The sequence below is a fragment of the Streptomyces sp. NPDC054047 genome, from assembly GCF_055585065.1.
In genome coordinates this window covers 55920-70666 of sequence record NZ_JBVJKV010000020.1, presented here as the reverse complement: position 1 = coordinate 70666, position 14747 = coordinate 55920, and the positions used below count along the sequence as shown (strand labels likewise).

At 69.8% G+C, this 14747-nt stretch carries 12 protein-coding genes; 4 read left to right on the top strand and 8 right to left on the bottom strand.

Going from position 1 to position 14747, the window contains the following annotated elements; genetic code table 11:
• Nucleotides 1-89: 89 nt before the first annotated feature.
• From ACZ6ZP_RS42340 to ACZ6ZP_RS42330, 3 genes are read right to left on the bottom strand one after another with little or no spacing between them, the layout of a single operon-like run.
• Nucleotides 90-1022, bottom strand: a complete 933-nt coding sequence (locus ACZ6ZP_RS42340; protein ID WP_351167290.1) for a metal-dependent hydrolase — start codon at nucleotides 1020-1022, stop codon at nucleotides 90-92.
• Nucleotides 1019-2800, bottom strand: coding sequence for an SDR family oxidoreductase (locus tag ACZ6ZP_RS42335; RefSeq protein ID WP_351167292.1), 1782 nt, complete (start codon nucleotides 2798-2800; stop codon nucleotides 1019-1021). Before ACZ6ZP_RS42335 ends, ACZ6ZP_RS42340 begins: the two co-directional genes overlap by 4 nt.
• Nucleotides 2797-3648, bottom strand: coding sequence for a M24 family metallopeptidase (locus tag ACZ6ZP_RS42330; protein ID WP_351167294.1), 852 nt, complete (start codon nucleotides 3646-3648; stop codon nucleotides 2797-2799). The genes ACZ6ZP_RS42335 and ACZ6ZP_RS42330 overlap by 4 nt, the downstream gene beginning before the upstream one ends.
• A gap of 253 nt (nucleotides 3649-3901) precedes the next feature.
• Here ACZ6ZP_RS42330 and ACZ6ZP_RS42325 point away from each other — a divergent pair, with 253 nt between their 5' ends.
• The 4 genes from ACZ6ZP_RS42325 to ACZ6ZP_RS42310 are packed head-to-tail and all read left to right on the top strand — an operon-like array spanning nucleotide 3902 to nucleotide 7473.
• Nucleotides 3902-4939, top strand: a complete 1038-nt coding sequence (locus tag ACZ6ZP_RS42325) for an ABC transporter ATP-binding protein (RefSeq protein ID WP_469410542.1) — start codon at nucleotides 3902-3904, stop codon at nucleotides 4937-4939.
• Nucleotides 4929-5834: an ABC transporter permease gene (locus ACZ6ZP_RS42320; RefSeq protein WP_361470455.1), complete on the top strand. Its 906-nt coding sequence runs from the start codon at nucleotides 4929-4931 to the stop codon at nucleotides 5832-5834. The genes ACZ6ZP_RS42325 and ACZ6ZP_RS42320 overlap by 11 nt, the downstream gene beginning before the upstream one ends.
• Nucleotides 5831-6742 (top strand): ABC transporter ATP-binding protein, encoded by a 912-nt coding sequence (locus ACZ6ZP_RS42315; protein ID WP_249588953.1) that lies wholly within the window; start codon nucleotides 5831-5833, stop codon nucleotides 6740-6742. Before ACZ6ZP_RS42320 ends, ACZ6ZP_RS42315 begins: the two co-directional genes overlap by 4 nt.
• A gap of 11 nt (nucleotides 6743-6753) precedes the next feature.
• Nucleotides 6754-7473 carry an ABC transporter permease gene (locus ACZ6ZP_RS42310; protein ID WP_351167298.1) on the top strand — a complete coding sequence of 240 codons (720 nt, stop codon included), beginning with the start codon at nucleotides 6754-6756 and terminating at the stop codon, nucleotides 7471-7473.
• A 310-nt stretch (nucleotides 7474-7783) separates the two neighbouring features.
• Here the strand turns inward: ACZ6ZP_RS42310 and ACZ6ZP_RS42305 are convergent, their stop codons facing one another.
• The 5 genes from ACZ6ZP_RS42305 to ACZ6ZP_RS42285 all read right to left on the bottom strand — a co-directional run bounded on the left by ACZ6ZP_RS42305 (nucleotide 7784) and on the right by ACZ6ZP_RS42285 (nucleotide 14742).
• A complete protein-coding gene (locus tag ACZ6ZP_RS42305) occupies nucleotides 7784-8608 on the bottom strand; it encodes an HAD family hydrolase (RefSeq protein ID WP_361470453.1) in 825 nt (274 codons plus the stop codon).
• Nucleotides 8605-9894, bottom strand: coding sequence for a serine--tRNA ligase (gene serS / locus ACZ6ZP_RS42300; RefSeq protein WP_351167302.1), 1290 nt, complete (start codon nucleotides 9892-9894; stop codon nucleotides 8605-8607). Before serS ends, ACZ6ZP_RS42305 begins: the two co-directional genes overlap by 4 nt.
• Nucleotides 9895-10501: 607 nt before the next feature.
• A complete protein-coding gene (gene pheA / locus ACZ6ZP_RS42295; protein WP_351167304.1) occupies nucleotides 10502-11437 on the bottom strand; it encodes a prephenate dehydratase in 936 nt (311 codons plus the stop codon).
• 93 nt (nucleotides 11438-11530) lie between these two features.
• Complete coding sequence (gene efeB, locus ACZ6ZP_RS42290; RefSeq protein WP_469410533.1) at nucleotides 11531-12763, bottom strand: iron uptake transporter deferrochelatase/peroxidase subunit; 1233 nt, start codon at nucleotides 12761-12763, stop codon at nucleotides 11531-11533.
• Nucleotides 12764-12774: 11 nt separating this feature from the next.
• On the bottom strand, nucleotides 12775-14742 hold the full coding sequence (locus ACZ6ZP_RS42285; protein ID WP_469410532.1) for a copper resistance CopC/CopD family protein: 1968 nt from the start codon (nucleotides 14740-14742) through the stop codon (nucleotides 12775-12777).
• Nucleotides 14743-14747: the final 5 nt, after the last annotated feature.

Sequence of the window (14747 nt, the reverse complement as noted above, 5' to 3'; positions counted from 1 at the left end):
CGGCCTGTGCTCGGTGCCGTGCTGATCCACCGGCCTCTGCCCCGCGCCCGACTGCTCGTCCACGCTCCCCGCCTCCGTAGAACCTCGTGCTAGGCGATGGCCGCTCGGCCGACCGCAGCGGCCGCGGCCCGTGCCGCGGGTGACTCCGCCAGATATTCGACGGCCTTGCGCAGCGAGCCTTCCTGCGAGGGATGGTACGACCGCCGCAGGTAGCGGGGTATGGCCGCACCGAGCTCTTGCCAGGAGGGCAGCAGGCCTTTTCTGACCGCCTTGTTGTGCTCGGTGAGGGAGTAACGGATGCGCCCCGCGAGCTGGGGGTCCCTGCGCATGAGATAGCCGGTGCCCCAGACCCACAGGTACAGCATCACGGGCGCGGTGACCGCCATGCCGGCGATGCGGCGGGCGTAGCGGGGCAAGCCGTCGCCGCCGCAGTGCTGGTACATGTCGAAGGCGACCGAGCGGTGCTCGACCTCCTCCGCGCCGTGCCAGCGCAGCAGGTCGAGCATGACCGCGTCGGCGTCCGCCTGGTCCAGGCCCTCGGCGTGCAGCACCCAGTTCCCCAGGACCGCCGTGAACTGCTCGATCGCCGCGACGACCGCGAGACGGAAGCGCAGCCACTCCTGCGTCGGTATCGGAGCCCCCAACGGCGGGCTCTCGCCGAGGAGTTTCTCGAAGAGGAAGTCGACGTACTTGGTGAAGGCCGCGGTGTCGAGCCGCTGCGCCGCCAGGTGGTCGAGCACGTGCGCGTGCTGCACGCTGTGCGTGGCCTCCTGGCCCATGAACCCCTTGACGTCCTTGAGCAGCGCCGGGTCGGTGATCAGGGGCAGGCCTTCCTTGAAGACCTTCACGAACCACCGCTCCCCTGCCGGGAGAAGCAGATGCAGCACGTTGATGACGTGGGTGGCGGTGGGCTCGTCCGGTATCCAGTGCAGCGGCGTCCGTTCCCAGTCGAACGAGACCCGGCGCGGAACGATCGTGTAGTGCTCCTCGGTGTTCGTGCCGGTGCTCTTCTCCGTGCTCACAGCGGCGGCTCCAATCGGGCGATCGCACGCAGGGCCTTGGGCGTGAAGCGGGACATGAGGTGGGCGCCACGGGCCTCCGGGGTGACCGGGACCACGGCCTGGTTCTTGACGACCGCGCGCAGGATCGCGTCGGCGACCTTCTCCGGCGGGTAGTTGCGCAGGCCGTACAGGCGCGAGGCCTTCTTCTGGCGGCGCTTCTCCTCCTCGGCGTCGACGCCGGCGAAGCGCGCGGTCGACGTGATGTTCGTGTTCACCAGGCCCGGGCATATCGCGGAGACCCCGATGCCCTGACCCGCCAGCTCCGCGCGCAGGCACTCGCTGAGCATCAGGACCGCTGCCTTGGAGGTGCTGTAGGCGGGCAGCGCCTTGGAGGGCTGATAGGCCGCCGCGGAAGCGGTGTTGACGATGTGGCCGCCCTGGCCGCGCTCGGCCATCTGCTTGCCGAAGAGCCGGCAGCCGTGGATCACGCCCCACAGATTGACGTCCAGGACCTTCTTCCAGTCCTCGGTGCTCGTGGCGAGGAACGAGCCGGAGAGGCCGATCCCCGCGTTGTTCACCAGGACGTCGACGATGCCGTACTCCCTGGCGACCTTCTCGGCGAGCTTCTCCATGGCCTGCTCGTCGGTGACGTCGACCGTCTCGCCCCAGGCCTCGGGGGCGCCGATCAGACGGGACATCTCCGCCGTGCGTGCCGCGCTCTCCGCGTCCCGGTCGACGGCCACCACGCGCGCGCCCGCCTCGGCGAACGCGAAGGCGGTGGCACGGCCGATGCCGCTGCCCGCGCCCGTGACCAGGACCAGCTGGCCGCCGAAGCGATCGGCGTGCTTGCCGGTGGCCACACTGTCGTTGGCGGGCACCCCGTCCTCGTTGCTGGTGACGAAGTCCGTGATCCAGGCCGACAGCTGGTCGGGCCGGGTGCGGGGCACCCAGTGCTTGGCCGGGATGCTGCGGCGCACCAGCTCCGGCGCCCACAGCTCCAGTTCGTCGTAGAGCTTCTCCGACAGGAAGATGTCGCCGGACGGCGTGATGAGCTGCACGGGGGCGTGCGCGTAGGCGTCGGCGCGGGGCCTGCGCAGCCGTGCGCGGACGTTGTCGCGGTAGAGCCATGCTCCGTGCGCGGCGTCCGAGGGCAGCGACGACGTCGGATAGTCGCCCGCGGGGACCTTCTCCATGCGTTCGAGGATCTTCGGCCACCGCTTGCCGAGCGGTCCGCGCCAGGCGAGCTCGGGGAGCACCGGCGTGTGCAGCATGTACACGTACCAGGACTTGGCGCCCTGGCCGAGGAGCTGGCCGACCTTGCGCGGTGTGGGCCGGGTCATCCGCTTCTTGATCCAGTGCCCGAAGTGGTCGAGCGAGGGCCCCGACATCGAGGTGAAGGACGCGATGCGCCCCTCGGTGCGCTTGACCGTGACGAACTCCCAGGCCTGTACCGAACCCCAGTCGTGGCCCACCAGATGCACCGGCTTGTCCGGGCTCACCGCATCGGCGACGGCCACGAAGTCATCGGTCAGCTTCTCCAGCGTGAAGCCGCCGCGCAGCGGCTGCGGAGCCGTCGACCTGCCGTGGCCGCGCACGTCGTAGAGCACGACATGGAAGCGGTCGGCGAGACGCTCGGCGACGTCCGCCCACACCTCCTTGGAGTCCGGATAGCCGTGCACGAGCAGCACCGTGGGCTGCGTCGGGTCGCCCAGCTCGGCGACGCACAGCTCCACTCCGCCCGTGCGCACCCAGCGCTCGCGGGCGCCCTTGATCCCCTTGGTGATTCCTTCCGTGCTCATGCGGCGGCCCTCTCCTCAGCCCAGCGCCGCACATGCGGCAGATCGTCATCCAGCCAGAACGCGCTCTGCTCGGGGTCCTTGGAGTCGGTGACGACCAGGATCTCCTCGAACTTCGCGCCCGTACCCCGGAATCCGAGGTGCGGTTCGACCGCCCAGAGCCCCGGCTGGGGCGGGTGGTCGGAGAATTTGTACGGCGACCACAGCGGCGACCAGCCGTCCCGGTGGCCATGGAGCGCGTCGCTCGCCAGCCCCTTCAGGGACTGGGTGCCGAAGCCGAAGACATGCGGCGACCGGCGGCGCTCCTTGACGCGGTCGATCTTGTGCGCGATGACGCCGAAGGGGTATGCGCGGTGGCGGTTGGCATAGCCCTGGCGGACCATGAGCCGGTCCACGTCCTCATAGATCTCGCGCAGCGGGCGACGCTCGCGCACCTCGCGCAGGAGCAGCTCGCGGTGCGCCTCCAGGTCGGCGAGCAGCTTGTCGTGCACGGGATTGAGGCCGAGGCAGCCCGAGTAGCCGATGTCCGCCGTGTATCCCTTGTAGACCGGGGCCATGTCGAGGATGAAGGGCATCCCCGGCTCGAGCCGACGGTTGGTGGGGAAGAACTGCAGCGGTATCCGGAAGTTCACGAACGCCGTGCGGTCCCCGAACCAGGCGAAGGGCAGGTGGAACCAGTCCCGCACGCCTCGCTCCCGCAGCCACTCACGCTGCATCCGCGCCGCGTCGCGCTCGGTCACACCCGGCTTGAGCTGCGCCGCGACCGCCTCCGCGCATTCATACGCGAGGGTCTGCACTTCCCTGAACCCCCGCAGTTCCGCGGAGAGTTCACCTGCCACTGCTGAGGTCATGCCACCGTCCGTCCGTGTCCGGTCCATCGCAGTACGCGTCCGTAACTTGACACTGATGAATGTGACAATGCTCAGCGGCTACGTCAATAGCTGCGTACCAGCCGGGCCCGACTCGGGTGGAAACTGCGGGGTATCCCCCAGGGGGCGACCTCAGGACGACCCCTACGGGCCCGTAATACCCGAGAGTGAGGCGAGGACAGCACCCTGGTCTGACGCCTGATGTGGCCTGCGCCACTACCTTCGAAATGTGACTGTGATCGCGACCGAAAGCCTGAGCAAGCGGTTCCCGAGGGTGACCGCGCTTGACCGGCTCTCCATGGATATCGGGCCCGGTGTAACCGGACTCGTCGGAGCCAATGGAGCCGGCAAGTCCACACTGATCAAGATCCTGCTGGGTCTGTCCCCCGCCACGGAGGGCACCGCCGCCGTGCTCGGCCTCGACGTCGCCACCAGTGGCGGCCAGATCCGTGAACGCGTCGGGTACATGCCCGAGCACGACTGTCTGCCGCCCGACGTGTCGGCCACCGAATTCGTCGTCCACATGGCGCGCATGTCGGGACTGCCGCCCACGGCGGCCCGCGAGCGCACCGCGGACACCCTGCGGCACGTCGGTCTGTACGAGGAGCGCTATCGCCCCATCGGCGGCTATTCGACGGGGATGAAGCAGCGCGTGAAGCTCGCGCAGGCCCTCGTCCACGACCCCGACCTGGTCTTCCTGGACGAGCCGACCAACGGCCTCGATCCCGTGGGCCGTGACGAGATGCTGGGCCTCATCCGCCGCGTCCACACGGACTTCGGCATCTCCGTCCTGGTCACCTCGCACCTGCTCGGCGAGCTGGAGCGCACGTGTGACCACGTCGTCGTCATCGACGGCGGCAAGCTCCTGCGGTCCAGCTCCACCACCGACTTCACCCAGACCACCACGACGCTGGCCGTCGAGGTGACGGACACCGACGAGCACCCCGACGGCACCAAGGTGTTCCGCGAGGCCCTGCAGGGACGCGGGGTCGCCACCCACGAGGGAAGCGGCCTGCCCGGTGCCGGTCACACCGTGCTCCTCGAAGCGGACGGCGACGAGACGTACGACCTGGTGCGCGACCTCGTCGCGGACCTCGGCCTCGGCCTGGTCCGGATGGAACAGCGCAGGCACCACATCGCAGAGGTCTTCCAGTCCGAGCAGGCCGAGCAGACCACCGGGCAGTCCGGGCAGTCCGGGCAGTCCGAGCCGTCCGAAGGGTCTCAACAGTCCGACCAGGAAGCGCGGAAGGAGGCGGTCCGCCATGGCGGTTGAGCAGACCCCGGCACGCGCCGGCGAACAGACCCAGATCCACAACATCGGCTATCGCAACTACGACGGCCCGCGCCTGGGCCGCGCCTATGCACGCCGCTCGCTCTTCTCGCAGAGCCTGCGCGGGGCGTACGGGCTGGGCCGCTCGGCCAAGTCCAAGGTCCTGCCCATGATCCTCTTCGCGGTGATGTGCGTCCCCGCCGCGATCATGGTGGCGGTCGCCGTGACCACCAAGGCGAACGACCTCCCCCTCGACTACACCCGCTACGCGATCGTGCTGCAGGCAGTGATCAGTCTCTATCTGGCCGCCCAGGCCCCCCAGACGGTCTCCCGCGACCTCCGCTTCAAGACCGTCCCCCTCTACTTCTCCCGTCCCATCGAGCACAGCGACTACGTACGCGCCAAGTTCGCGGCGATGGCCTCGGCCCTCTTCGTCCTCACGGCCGCACCGCTGCTCGTCCTCTACGTAGGGGCGCTGCTCGCCAAGCTCGACTTCGTGGACCAGACGAAGGGCTTCGGCCAGGGGCTCGTCTCCGTGGCGCTGCTCTCGCTCCTCTTCTCCGGCATCGCCCTCGTCGTCTCGGCGATCACCCCCCGCCGCGGCTTCGGGATCGCCGCCGTCATCGCCGTACTGACCATCAGCTACGGAGCGGTGTCCACGGTCCAGGCCATCGCCTACGAACAGGGCAGCACCGACGCCATCGCCTGGCTCGGCCTCTTCTCGCCGATCACGCTCATCGACGGCGTACAGACCGCGTTCCTCGGCGCGACCTCCGCCTTCCCCGGAGGGGAAGGCCCCTCGTCCGGCACCGGCGTGGTCTACGTGATCGTCGTCCTCGCCCTCATCGCGGGCTGCTACGGCGCACTGCTGCGCCGCTACCGAAAGGTCGGGCTGTGAGCACCATCAACATCGACCACACCAGCCGCTGGTTCGGCAACGTGGTGGCGGTCAACGACATCACGATGAACGTCGGCCCCGGCGTCACCGGCCTCCTCGGTCCGAACGGCGCGGGGAAGTCCACCCTCATCAACATGATGGGCGGCTTCCTCGCCCCCTCCACCGGCAGCGTCACCCTCGACGCCAAGCCGATCTGGCGCAACGAACAGATCTACAAGGACATCGGCATCGTCCCCGAGCGCGAGGCGATGTACGACTTCCTCACCGGACGCGAATTCGTCGTCGCCAACGCCGAGTTGCACGGCCTGGACGAGCGGGCCGCGCACAAGGCCCTCGCCACGGTCGAGATGGAGTACGCACAGGACCGCAAGATCTCGACGTACAGCAAGGGCATGCGCCAGCGCGTGAAGATGGCCTCCGCCCTCGTCCACGAACCGTCCGTGCTCCTGCTCGACGAGCCGTTCAACGGCATGGACCCCCGCCAGCGCATGCAGCTGATGGACCTGCTGCGGCGCATGGGGGACGAGGGCCGCACGGTCCTGTTCTCCTCGCACATCCTCGAAGAGGTCGAGCAACTGGCCTCGCACATCGAGGTGATCGTGGCCGGCCGGCACGCGGCGAGCGGTGACTTCCGCAAGATCCGCCGCCTGATGACCGACCGCCCGCACCGCTACCTGGTGCGTTCCAGCGACGACCGCGCCCTGGCCGCAGCCCTGATCGCAGACCCGTCGACGGCAGGAATCGAAGTCGACCTCAAGGAAGGCGCCCTGCGCATCCAAGCCATCGACTTCGGGCGCTTCACCGCCCTGTTGCCACGCATCGCCCGCGATCACGACATCCGGCTCCTCACGGTCTCGCCCTCGGACGAGTCCCTCGAGTCGGTCTTCTCCTATCTCGTCGCGGCCTGAAGGGAGCCATCGTGTACGACCCCACTGTCGCCCGGCTCACCTACCGGGCCCTGCTCGGCCGCCGCAGGGCGCTGATCCTCTTCGCCCTGCCCGTCCTGCTCATCGTCATCGCCGCAGCCGTCCGCGGATTCAGCGGCGCCGACGACCAGGTCGCATCCGACCTCCTGGGCGGCTTCGCGCTCGCCACGATGGTGCCGATCATCGGCGTCATCGCGGGCACCGGAGCCATCGGCCCGGAGATCGACGACGGCTCCGTCGTCTATCTCCTCTCCAAGCCGGTCAAGCGCCCCACGATCATCATTACGAAGCTCACCGTCGCCATCGCCGTGACCATGGCCTTCTCCGCGGTCCCGACGTTCATCGCGGGCATGATCCTGAACGGCAACGGCCAGCAGATCGCGGTGGCCTACACCATCGCCGCCCTGGTCGCCTCGATCGCGTACGCCGCGATGTTCCTGCTTCTGGGCACCATCACCCGGCACGCGGTCGTCTTCGGACTGGTCTACGCCCTCGTGTGGGAGGCGCTCTTCGGGTCGCTGGTCTCCGGGGCGCGCACGCTCAGCGTCCAGCAGTGGTCGCTCGCCGTCGCCCAGAAGACCGCGGGCGGCGACCTGGTCACCTCGGACGTCGGACTCCCGGTCGCCACGGTGCTGCTGGTCGGCGTCACGGTCCTCGCCACCTGGTACGCCGGGCAGAAGCTGCGCTCGCTGACGCTGGCCGGGGAGGAGTGATTAATTGAGTGGCGGGCAACTCGGGGCGCGGGCACAGTAGTTGTGTCACCGCGCCACGACCCTGGCGCCCGCCTACGGGGAGAGGAGCCGACGTGTCCTTCACCAGTCCGTCGAGTTCCCGGCAGGGCATCCCGCGGCAGGCTCCGGAGTAGTCACTCGCTCCGTCGAGCCCCGCCCACGGGGGAGATGCCCGGGGCGGCCGCTTCGAGCGCGCACTTCACTGCGCGGGCCGCCCACCCGACATCGCACTGAGCCGGCCACCGAAACGCGGTGGCCGGCTCAGTGCGTGCGGGGCGTGAAGCCCCCAGGGTCAGCCGAGGAGCCTCTCAAGGACCGCCGCGATGCCGTCGTCCTCGTTCGACGCCGTCACCTCGTCCGCCACCGTCTTGAGTTCCTCGTGGGCGTTGGCCATCGCCACGCCATGTGCCGCCCAGCCGAACATCGGGATGTCGTTGGGCATGTCCCCGAAGGCGATCGTGTCCGCGGCCTTCGCGCCCAGGCGGCGCGCCGCCAGGGACAGGCCCGTCGCCTTGGAGAGGCCGAGGGGCAGCAGTTCGACGATGCCCTCGCCGGCCATCGTCACGCCGACCAGTCCACCGGCCACCTGACGCGCCACCGCGGCCAGCTCGTCGTCGCTCAGGCCCGGGTGCTGGACGTACACCTTGTTCAGCGGAGCCGACCACAGCTCGGCGACGTCCGTGAACGGGACGGCGGGCAGCGGGCCGTCCTGGACCACGTACCCAGGGCCCACGATCACCTCGCCGTCGAGGCCGTCACGGCTCGCGGCCAGCGCCAGCGGGCCGATCTCCGCCTCTATCTTGGCCAGGGCGATGCCCGCCAGTTGCCGGTCGAGCGTGACCGACGTGAGCAGCCGGTGCTCGCCCGCGTGGTAGACCTGCGCGCCCTGCCCGCACACCGCGAGGCCGTCGTAGCCCAGGTCGTCGAGGATGTGCCGGGTCCACGGCACGGCACGGCCGGTGACGATGATGTGCGCGGCGCCCGCCGCGGTGGCCGCGGTGAGCGCGTCGCGCGTACGCGCCGAGACCGTGTCGTCGGAGCGCAGGAGCGTTCCGTCGAGGTCGGTCGCGACGAGTTTGTACGGGAAGGACGGGGTGGCAGGAGCAGGGTGGCTCACTTGGCGATGGGCTCCAGGATCTCTCGTCCCCCCAGATACGGACGCAGCACCTCGGGCACCCACACGGAGCCGTCGGCCTGCTGGTGGTTCTCCAGGAGCGCGACGATCGTGCGCGGGACGGCGCAGAGCGTGCCGTTCAGCGTCGCGAGCGGCTGCGTCACCTTCTTGCCGTCGTTCTCTTCGCGCATGCGGATCGACAGACGGCGGGACTGGAAGGTGTCGCAGTTCGACGCGGAGGTCAGCTCGCGGTACTTGCCCTGCGTCGGGATCCACGCCTCGCAGTCGAACTTCCGCGAGGCCGAGGAGCCCAGGTCACCGGTGGCGACGTCGATCACCTGGAACGGCAGGCCGAGGCCGGTGAGCCACTGCTTCTCCCACTCCAGGAGCCGCTGGTGCTCGTTCTCCGCGTCCGCCGGGTCGACGTACGAGAACATCTCGACCTTGTCGAACTGGTGCACGCGGAAGATGCCGCGGGTGTCCTTGCCGTACGTGCCGGCCTCGCGGCGGAAGCAGGGCGAGAAGCCCGCGTACCGCAGGGGCAGTTTGTCGGCGTCGATGATCTCGTCCATGTGGTAACCGGCGAGCGCGACCTCGGAGGTGCCGACCAGGTAGTAGTCGTCCTTCTCCAGGTGGTAGACGTTCTCGGCGGCCTGGCCGAGGAAGCCCGTGCCCTCCATGGCGCGCGGGCGGACCAGGGCGGGCGTCAGCATCGGGATGAACCCGGCTTCCGTCGCCTGCGCGATCGCCGCGTTCACCAGGGCCAGTTCGAGCAGCGCGCCGACACCCGTGAGGTAGTAGAAGCGCGATCCGGAGACCTTCGCGCCGCGCTCGACGTCGATGGCGCCGAGCATCTCGCCGAGCTCCAGGTGGTCCTTGGGCTCGAAGCCCTCGGCCGCGAAGTCGCGCGGGGTGCCGATGGTGTCGAGGACGACGAAGTCCTCCTCGCCGCCGACCGGGACGTCGGGGTGGACGAGGTTGCCCAGCTGGCCGAGGAGGCGCTTGGTCTCCTCGTCGGCCTCGTCCTGTGCGGCGTTGGCCGCCTTGACGGCGGCGGACAGCTCGCCGGCCTTCTTCAGGAGTTCGGCCTTCTCGTCACCCGAGGCCTTGGGGATGAGCTTGCCGAGCGCCTTCTGCTCGGAACGGAGCTCGTCGAAGCGGAGCCCGGACGACCTGCGCCGCTCGTCGGCGGAGAGCAGGGCGTCGACGAGCGCGACGTCCTCTCCACGGGCGCGCTGGGAGGCGCGAACACGGTCGGGGTCCTCACGGAGCAGGCGAAGGTCAATCACCCCACCAGGCTACCGTCGAGAGGTTCCGGCTCTCGACTCGATATTCCACTCTGTAGCGTTATGACCGATTTGCCGGAATGGGAATTCCCGAAAGCGGCGCGACGGAAATGAGCCACCGGGCAGTCGTCGTGCGCCCCTCGCGCAGCTGTCGCACCCTTCGCCGGATCTTCGGCTTCCGGGTCAATGAAAAGGGTGCCATTCCCCGAAATGGGGCAGAGGGGACGCGCCGCCTTGACCCGATCCCCTTGTGGGGAGCGGGACTTGGGACCCGGGTTGTCCACAGGAATATCCCCTCCGGAAAAGTTATCCACAGGCTGTGCGAAAGATCTGTGGATGCCGGAAGAGATCGTTCCGAAAGCCGCATGCACGGCGAAGGATTCCCGTCCCAAACCACCCTCACACCCACTTTCGAGTGGAAATGGTTCGCCCCAAAGAGTTGATCAATGGAAAAGGGTGGACGAGGGGTGACGTGCGGGACTGTGGACGGACTTGTGGGTTGTAGGCCGATTTGTCGACCATGTCGTGCTTCGTTGTCGACTTGTCCCCAGGTCGAGAAGCGCGCCTGTGGATAACTTTGTGGACAACGTAAATCAGCAGGTAAGACCGCTCAGAACCGGCCGTCCTGGCACTGGGTCAGCCAGTCCGACGCCGCAAGGAACTCGCCATCGGTCGTCCCCGGGCGCAGCGGCCGGACGTCCGCGGGCGCCACTCCCGCACGCGGGTACGAACCGAGGAAGCGCACCTGCGGGCAGATCCGCTTGAGGCCCATCAGCGCCTCGCCCACGCGGCGGTCCGTGATGTGGCCCTCGGCGTCCACGGAGAAGCAGTAGTTGCCGATGCGCTGGCCGGTGGGCCGCGATTCGATCCGCATCAGGTTGACCCCGCGTACGGCGAACTCCTGGAGCAGTTCGAGCAGGGCGCCGGGGTGGTCGTCGCCGAGCCAGATGACCACCGAGGTCTTGTCCGCGCCGGTCGGCGCGGCGGGCCGGGCCGGGCGGCCGACCAGGACGAAGCGGGTCTCGGCCGTCGCCGCGTCGTGGATCTCGCTGACCAGCGGCTGAAGGCCGTACGTCGCCGCCGCGAACTCGCCGGCGAAGGCCGCGTCGAAGCGGCCCTCCTGGACGAGGCGCGCGCCGTCCGCGTTCGAGGCCGCCGACTCCCACAGGGCGTCCGGGAGGTTCGCGGCGAGCCAGTTGCGGACCTGCGGCTGGGCCACGGGGTGGCCGGTCACCGTCTTGATGTCCTTGAGCTGCGTGCCGGGCCGCACCAGCAGCGCGAAGGCGATCGGCAGGACGACCTCGCGGTAGATCATCAACGGCTCGCCCTTGGCGAGCTCGTCGACGGTGGTGGTGACGCCGCCCTCGACGGAGTTCTCGATCGGCACCAGCGCGGCAGCCGCGTCACCGCTACGGACCGCGTCCAGCGCGGCCGGCACGGACACCATCGGGACGAGCTCCCTGGTGGCCGCTTCCGGGAGCGTGCGGAGGGCGGCTTCGGTGAAGGTGCCCTCGGGGCCGAGATAGGTGTAGCGCATCGCCGACATACCGTCACCCTAATGGCCTGTCCGTGGCATGGCTCACGCGTCTCACGAAGCGGCGCCCGCCCCACGTACGTACATACGAGACCGGGCCCAGCCCTACCCCTCCAGCAACCGCTGCCCCACGTACTCGCCCTTCGCCGCCCCGCCCGGCACCGCGAAGAGGCCGCTCGCCTCGTGCCGGATGAACTCCGACAGCGCGTCCCCCCGGTCGAGCTTGCGCTGCACCGGCACGAAGCCGCGCAGCGGGTCCGCCTGCCAGCACACGAAGAGCAGCCCCGCGTCCGGCTCGCCGCCCTTGTCGAAGCCGTCGTGGTACGAGAACGGGCGGCGCAGCATCGCGGAGCCGCCGTTCTGGTCCGGCCGGGTGATGCGGGCGTGGGCGTTGAGGGCGATGACGTACTTGCCGTCCGCGCCCGCCTTCTCCAGCTTCGGCTCGGTGGTCTCCGTGCCGCCGGTCAGGGGCGAGCCGTCCGCCTTGTGGCGCCCGATGACCGCCTCCTGGTCCTTGAGCCCGAGCTTCTCCCAGTCGTCGAGGAGCATCCGGATACGGCGTACGACGGCATAGGAGCCGCCCGCCATCCAGGACGGGTCACCCGTGGCGGGCACATAGATCCGCCGGTCGAAGTCGTCCTCCGACGGCTTCGGATTGTTCGTGCCGTCGATCTGGCCCATCAGATTGCGGGTCGTCATGGGCTGCGCGGTCGCGCCGGGCGAGCGGTTGAAGCCGTTCATCTGCCACCGCACGCGCGCCGCGTCACCCGCCTCCTTCTGGAGCGCACGCAGCGCGTGGAAGGCGACGAGCGGGTCGTTGGCGCCGATCTGCACCCACAGGTCGCCGTCGCTGCGCGCCTTGTCGAGGCGGTCGGAGGAGAAGTCCGGCAGCGGGTCGAGCGCCGACGGGCGCTGCTCCTCCAGGCCGGTGCGCCCGAAGAAGCTGTGCCCGAAGCCGAAGGTGACGGTCAGGGACGAGGGACCCGCGTCCCGCGCGACGTCCGTGTCCTCGCCCTGTGCGGCCTTGCCCGCCATCAGCCGCTCGGCCGTCGCCGACCAGCGGCGCAGCAGGGCCGCCGCTTCCTTGCGGCCCGCGCCCGCGGCGAGGTCGAAGGCCACCAGATGGCCGCGGGACTGGACGGGCGTGGTGATGCCCGGCTGATGTTTCCCGTGAAACATGACCGTGTCCGCGCCAAGGGAAGCCAGCGAGGCCGCCTTCTCGGGAGTGTCCGACGGCGCCGCGGCGTACCCGGCCGCACCACCCGCCGCGCCGAGCGCGAGACCGGTGGCACCGGCGGTGCCGAGCAGCCGCCGCCTCGAAATCCCGTTGTCCGCCATGGTGGTTCCGTTCAGCCGATCTGCACGTTCTTGTTCACGGTCACTTGGTCGATGTCGGACGTGCGCACGGTCACCGCGACCTTCCACTCGCCCGCCATCGGAATCTGGACCCCGCTGGAGCTCCAGTGTCCGGTGGCGATGTGGTCGGGGGCGACGGGCAGCGGGCCGAGGTCCTTCGACTTCAGGGTGAAGGAGACCTTCACCTCGGGGATGTCGAAGGCACTGCCGTTCGGCCGCTTCACGAAGATGTGCATTTCGTTGCTGCCGGTGCGGCCCGGGTCCAGGTCGAGCTGCACGGTGCCCTTGCCGTCGTCGGAGACCGTGTCGAAGGGGATCTTGAGGGTGAGCGGTCCGGACCGCTGCGCGGCGGCGGCCGTCTGCGAAGCGGCCGCTTCTTCCTCCGTGCGCCCCGGCTCGGTGGAGGTGAGGACCGTGGTGATGGCGAGCAGGACCACGGCGACACCCGCCTCGGCGAGCACGGAGCGGCGCAGGCCGGACCGGTTGGGGTCCGCGTCGCGGATCCGCTTCTCGCGGGCGGTGCTCATGGCGGCCTGCTGGCGGGCGAGTTGGGCCGAGCGCTTGGAGTCCGCTCCGGCGGCCCCCGCGGGCACCGTCACCGGCTTCTTCTCCACGCGCTTGGCCCCGGCACGCTTCTCCGCGCGGTTCTCGACGACGGCCGCGGCCGCCGCCTCCGGCGCCATGTCGCCGGCCTGGTCCGCGATCCGCGCCGTCCAGCGTCGCGAGATCCAGGCGATGCCGACGAGGACGACCACCAGGCCGACCTTGATGAGGAGCAGCTGTCCGTACCACGTACCGGTGAGCGCCGACCACGAGCCGACCTGCCGCCACGACTGGTAGAGCCCGGTCGCCGCCAGGGCGATGACGCTGCAGAACGCCACGCGCGAGAAGCGCCGCACCGCCCCGGCCTCCACCGACGGCGCGAAGTAGAGGGCGACGACGAGCGCCGCGAGCCCGCCGAGCCAGGCGGCGACGGCGATCAGGTGCACGACGTCCACGGGCATCGCGAGCCCGGCCTGGATGCCCGTCGACGCGTGCTCGGCCATGGCCCAGGTCGCGGCGAGTCCGACGGCGACGACGCCTCCGCCGATCGCGAGCCCGAAGGTGAGGTCCTTGCGCTCCTTGGGGTCGGTTCGCTTTTCGTACGCACCGAAGAGGACGGCGATGAAGAGCGCGGCGGCGGCGAGCAGTAGCAGCCGTGAGACCAGCGCGGCTCCCGTCTTCGTCTGGAGCACGTCGCCGAGCTTGGCCATGTCGAAGGCGTCGGCGATCTTCCCCGACCCCGTGTAGGGCGCCCGGAACAGCAGCATGACCAGGGTGGACGCGGTCAGCGTGAGCCAGCCGGACACCACGAGGCGCTGCACGGGCCGCACGCCCGCGCCGCCCGGCCAGCAGCCGAGGACGAAGGCCGCCCCGCCGACGACGAGGATGAATCCGGCGTACGAGAGGTAGCGCGCGAAGCCGTAGAGCCCGCCGACGAATCCGCCGCCCACTTCCTGGTCCGGCAGCGCGACCTTGGTGTCGGACGGCGCGCCCACGGAGAAGGTGTAGGCCCCGGAGATGGGGTGGCTGTCGGCGGAGACGACCTGGTAGGCCACGGTGAACGTGCCGTCGGGCAGCCCCTTGTGCAGCTTCACGCCGTACGTGTTGGACCCGAGGTCACTGGTCTTGCCGGTGTCGACGCGCTTGCCGGCCGGGTCGAGCACCCGTACGGAGCCGTCGGACATGGCGACCTTCTCGGAGAAGGTCAGCGACACCCGGGCGGGCGCCGTGTCGACCACCGCCCCCTGCTTGGGGTCGCTGCCCGTCAGCGCGGCATGGGCGGAAGCGGGGGCCGCCGTGGCCAGCAGGGCGCCGAGGAAGACGGCGACGACGAGCAGGAGCCGTCCGGCACCGGGGGTTATCCCGAAGCGGGCGGTGGCCCCGGAGCGAGCTCCACAGCGGGGAGCGATGGTCTGCATCAGCG

Bases quoted from the DNA above. Each gene is read 5' to 3' on its own strand.
- ACZ6ZP_RS42335 (WP_351167292.1), bottom strand. From the start codon at position 2,800: ATGAGCACGGAAGGAATCACCAAGGGGATCAAGGGCGCCCGCGAGCGC.
- ACZ6ZP_RS42330 (WP_351167294.1), bottom strand. From the start codon at position 3,648: ATGACCTCAGCAGTGGCAGGTGAACTCTCCGCGGAACTGCGGGGGTTC.
- ACZ6ZP_RS42320 (WP_361470455.1), top strand. From the start codon at position 4,929: ATGGCGGTTGAGCAGACCCCGGCACGCGCCGGCGAACAGACCCAGATC.
- pheA (WP_351167304.1), bottom strand. From the start codon at position 11,437: ATGTCGGCGATGCGCTACACCTATCTCGGCCCCGAGGGCACCTTCACC.
- efeB (WP_469410533.1), bottom strand. From the start codon at position 12,763: ATGGCGGACAACGGGATTTCGAGGCGGCGGCTGCTCGGCACCGCCGGT.
- ACZ6ZP_RS42285 (WP_469410532.1), bottom strand. From the start codon at position 14,742: ATGCAGACCATCGCTCCCCGCTGTGGAGCTCGCTCCGGGGCCACCGCC.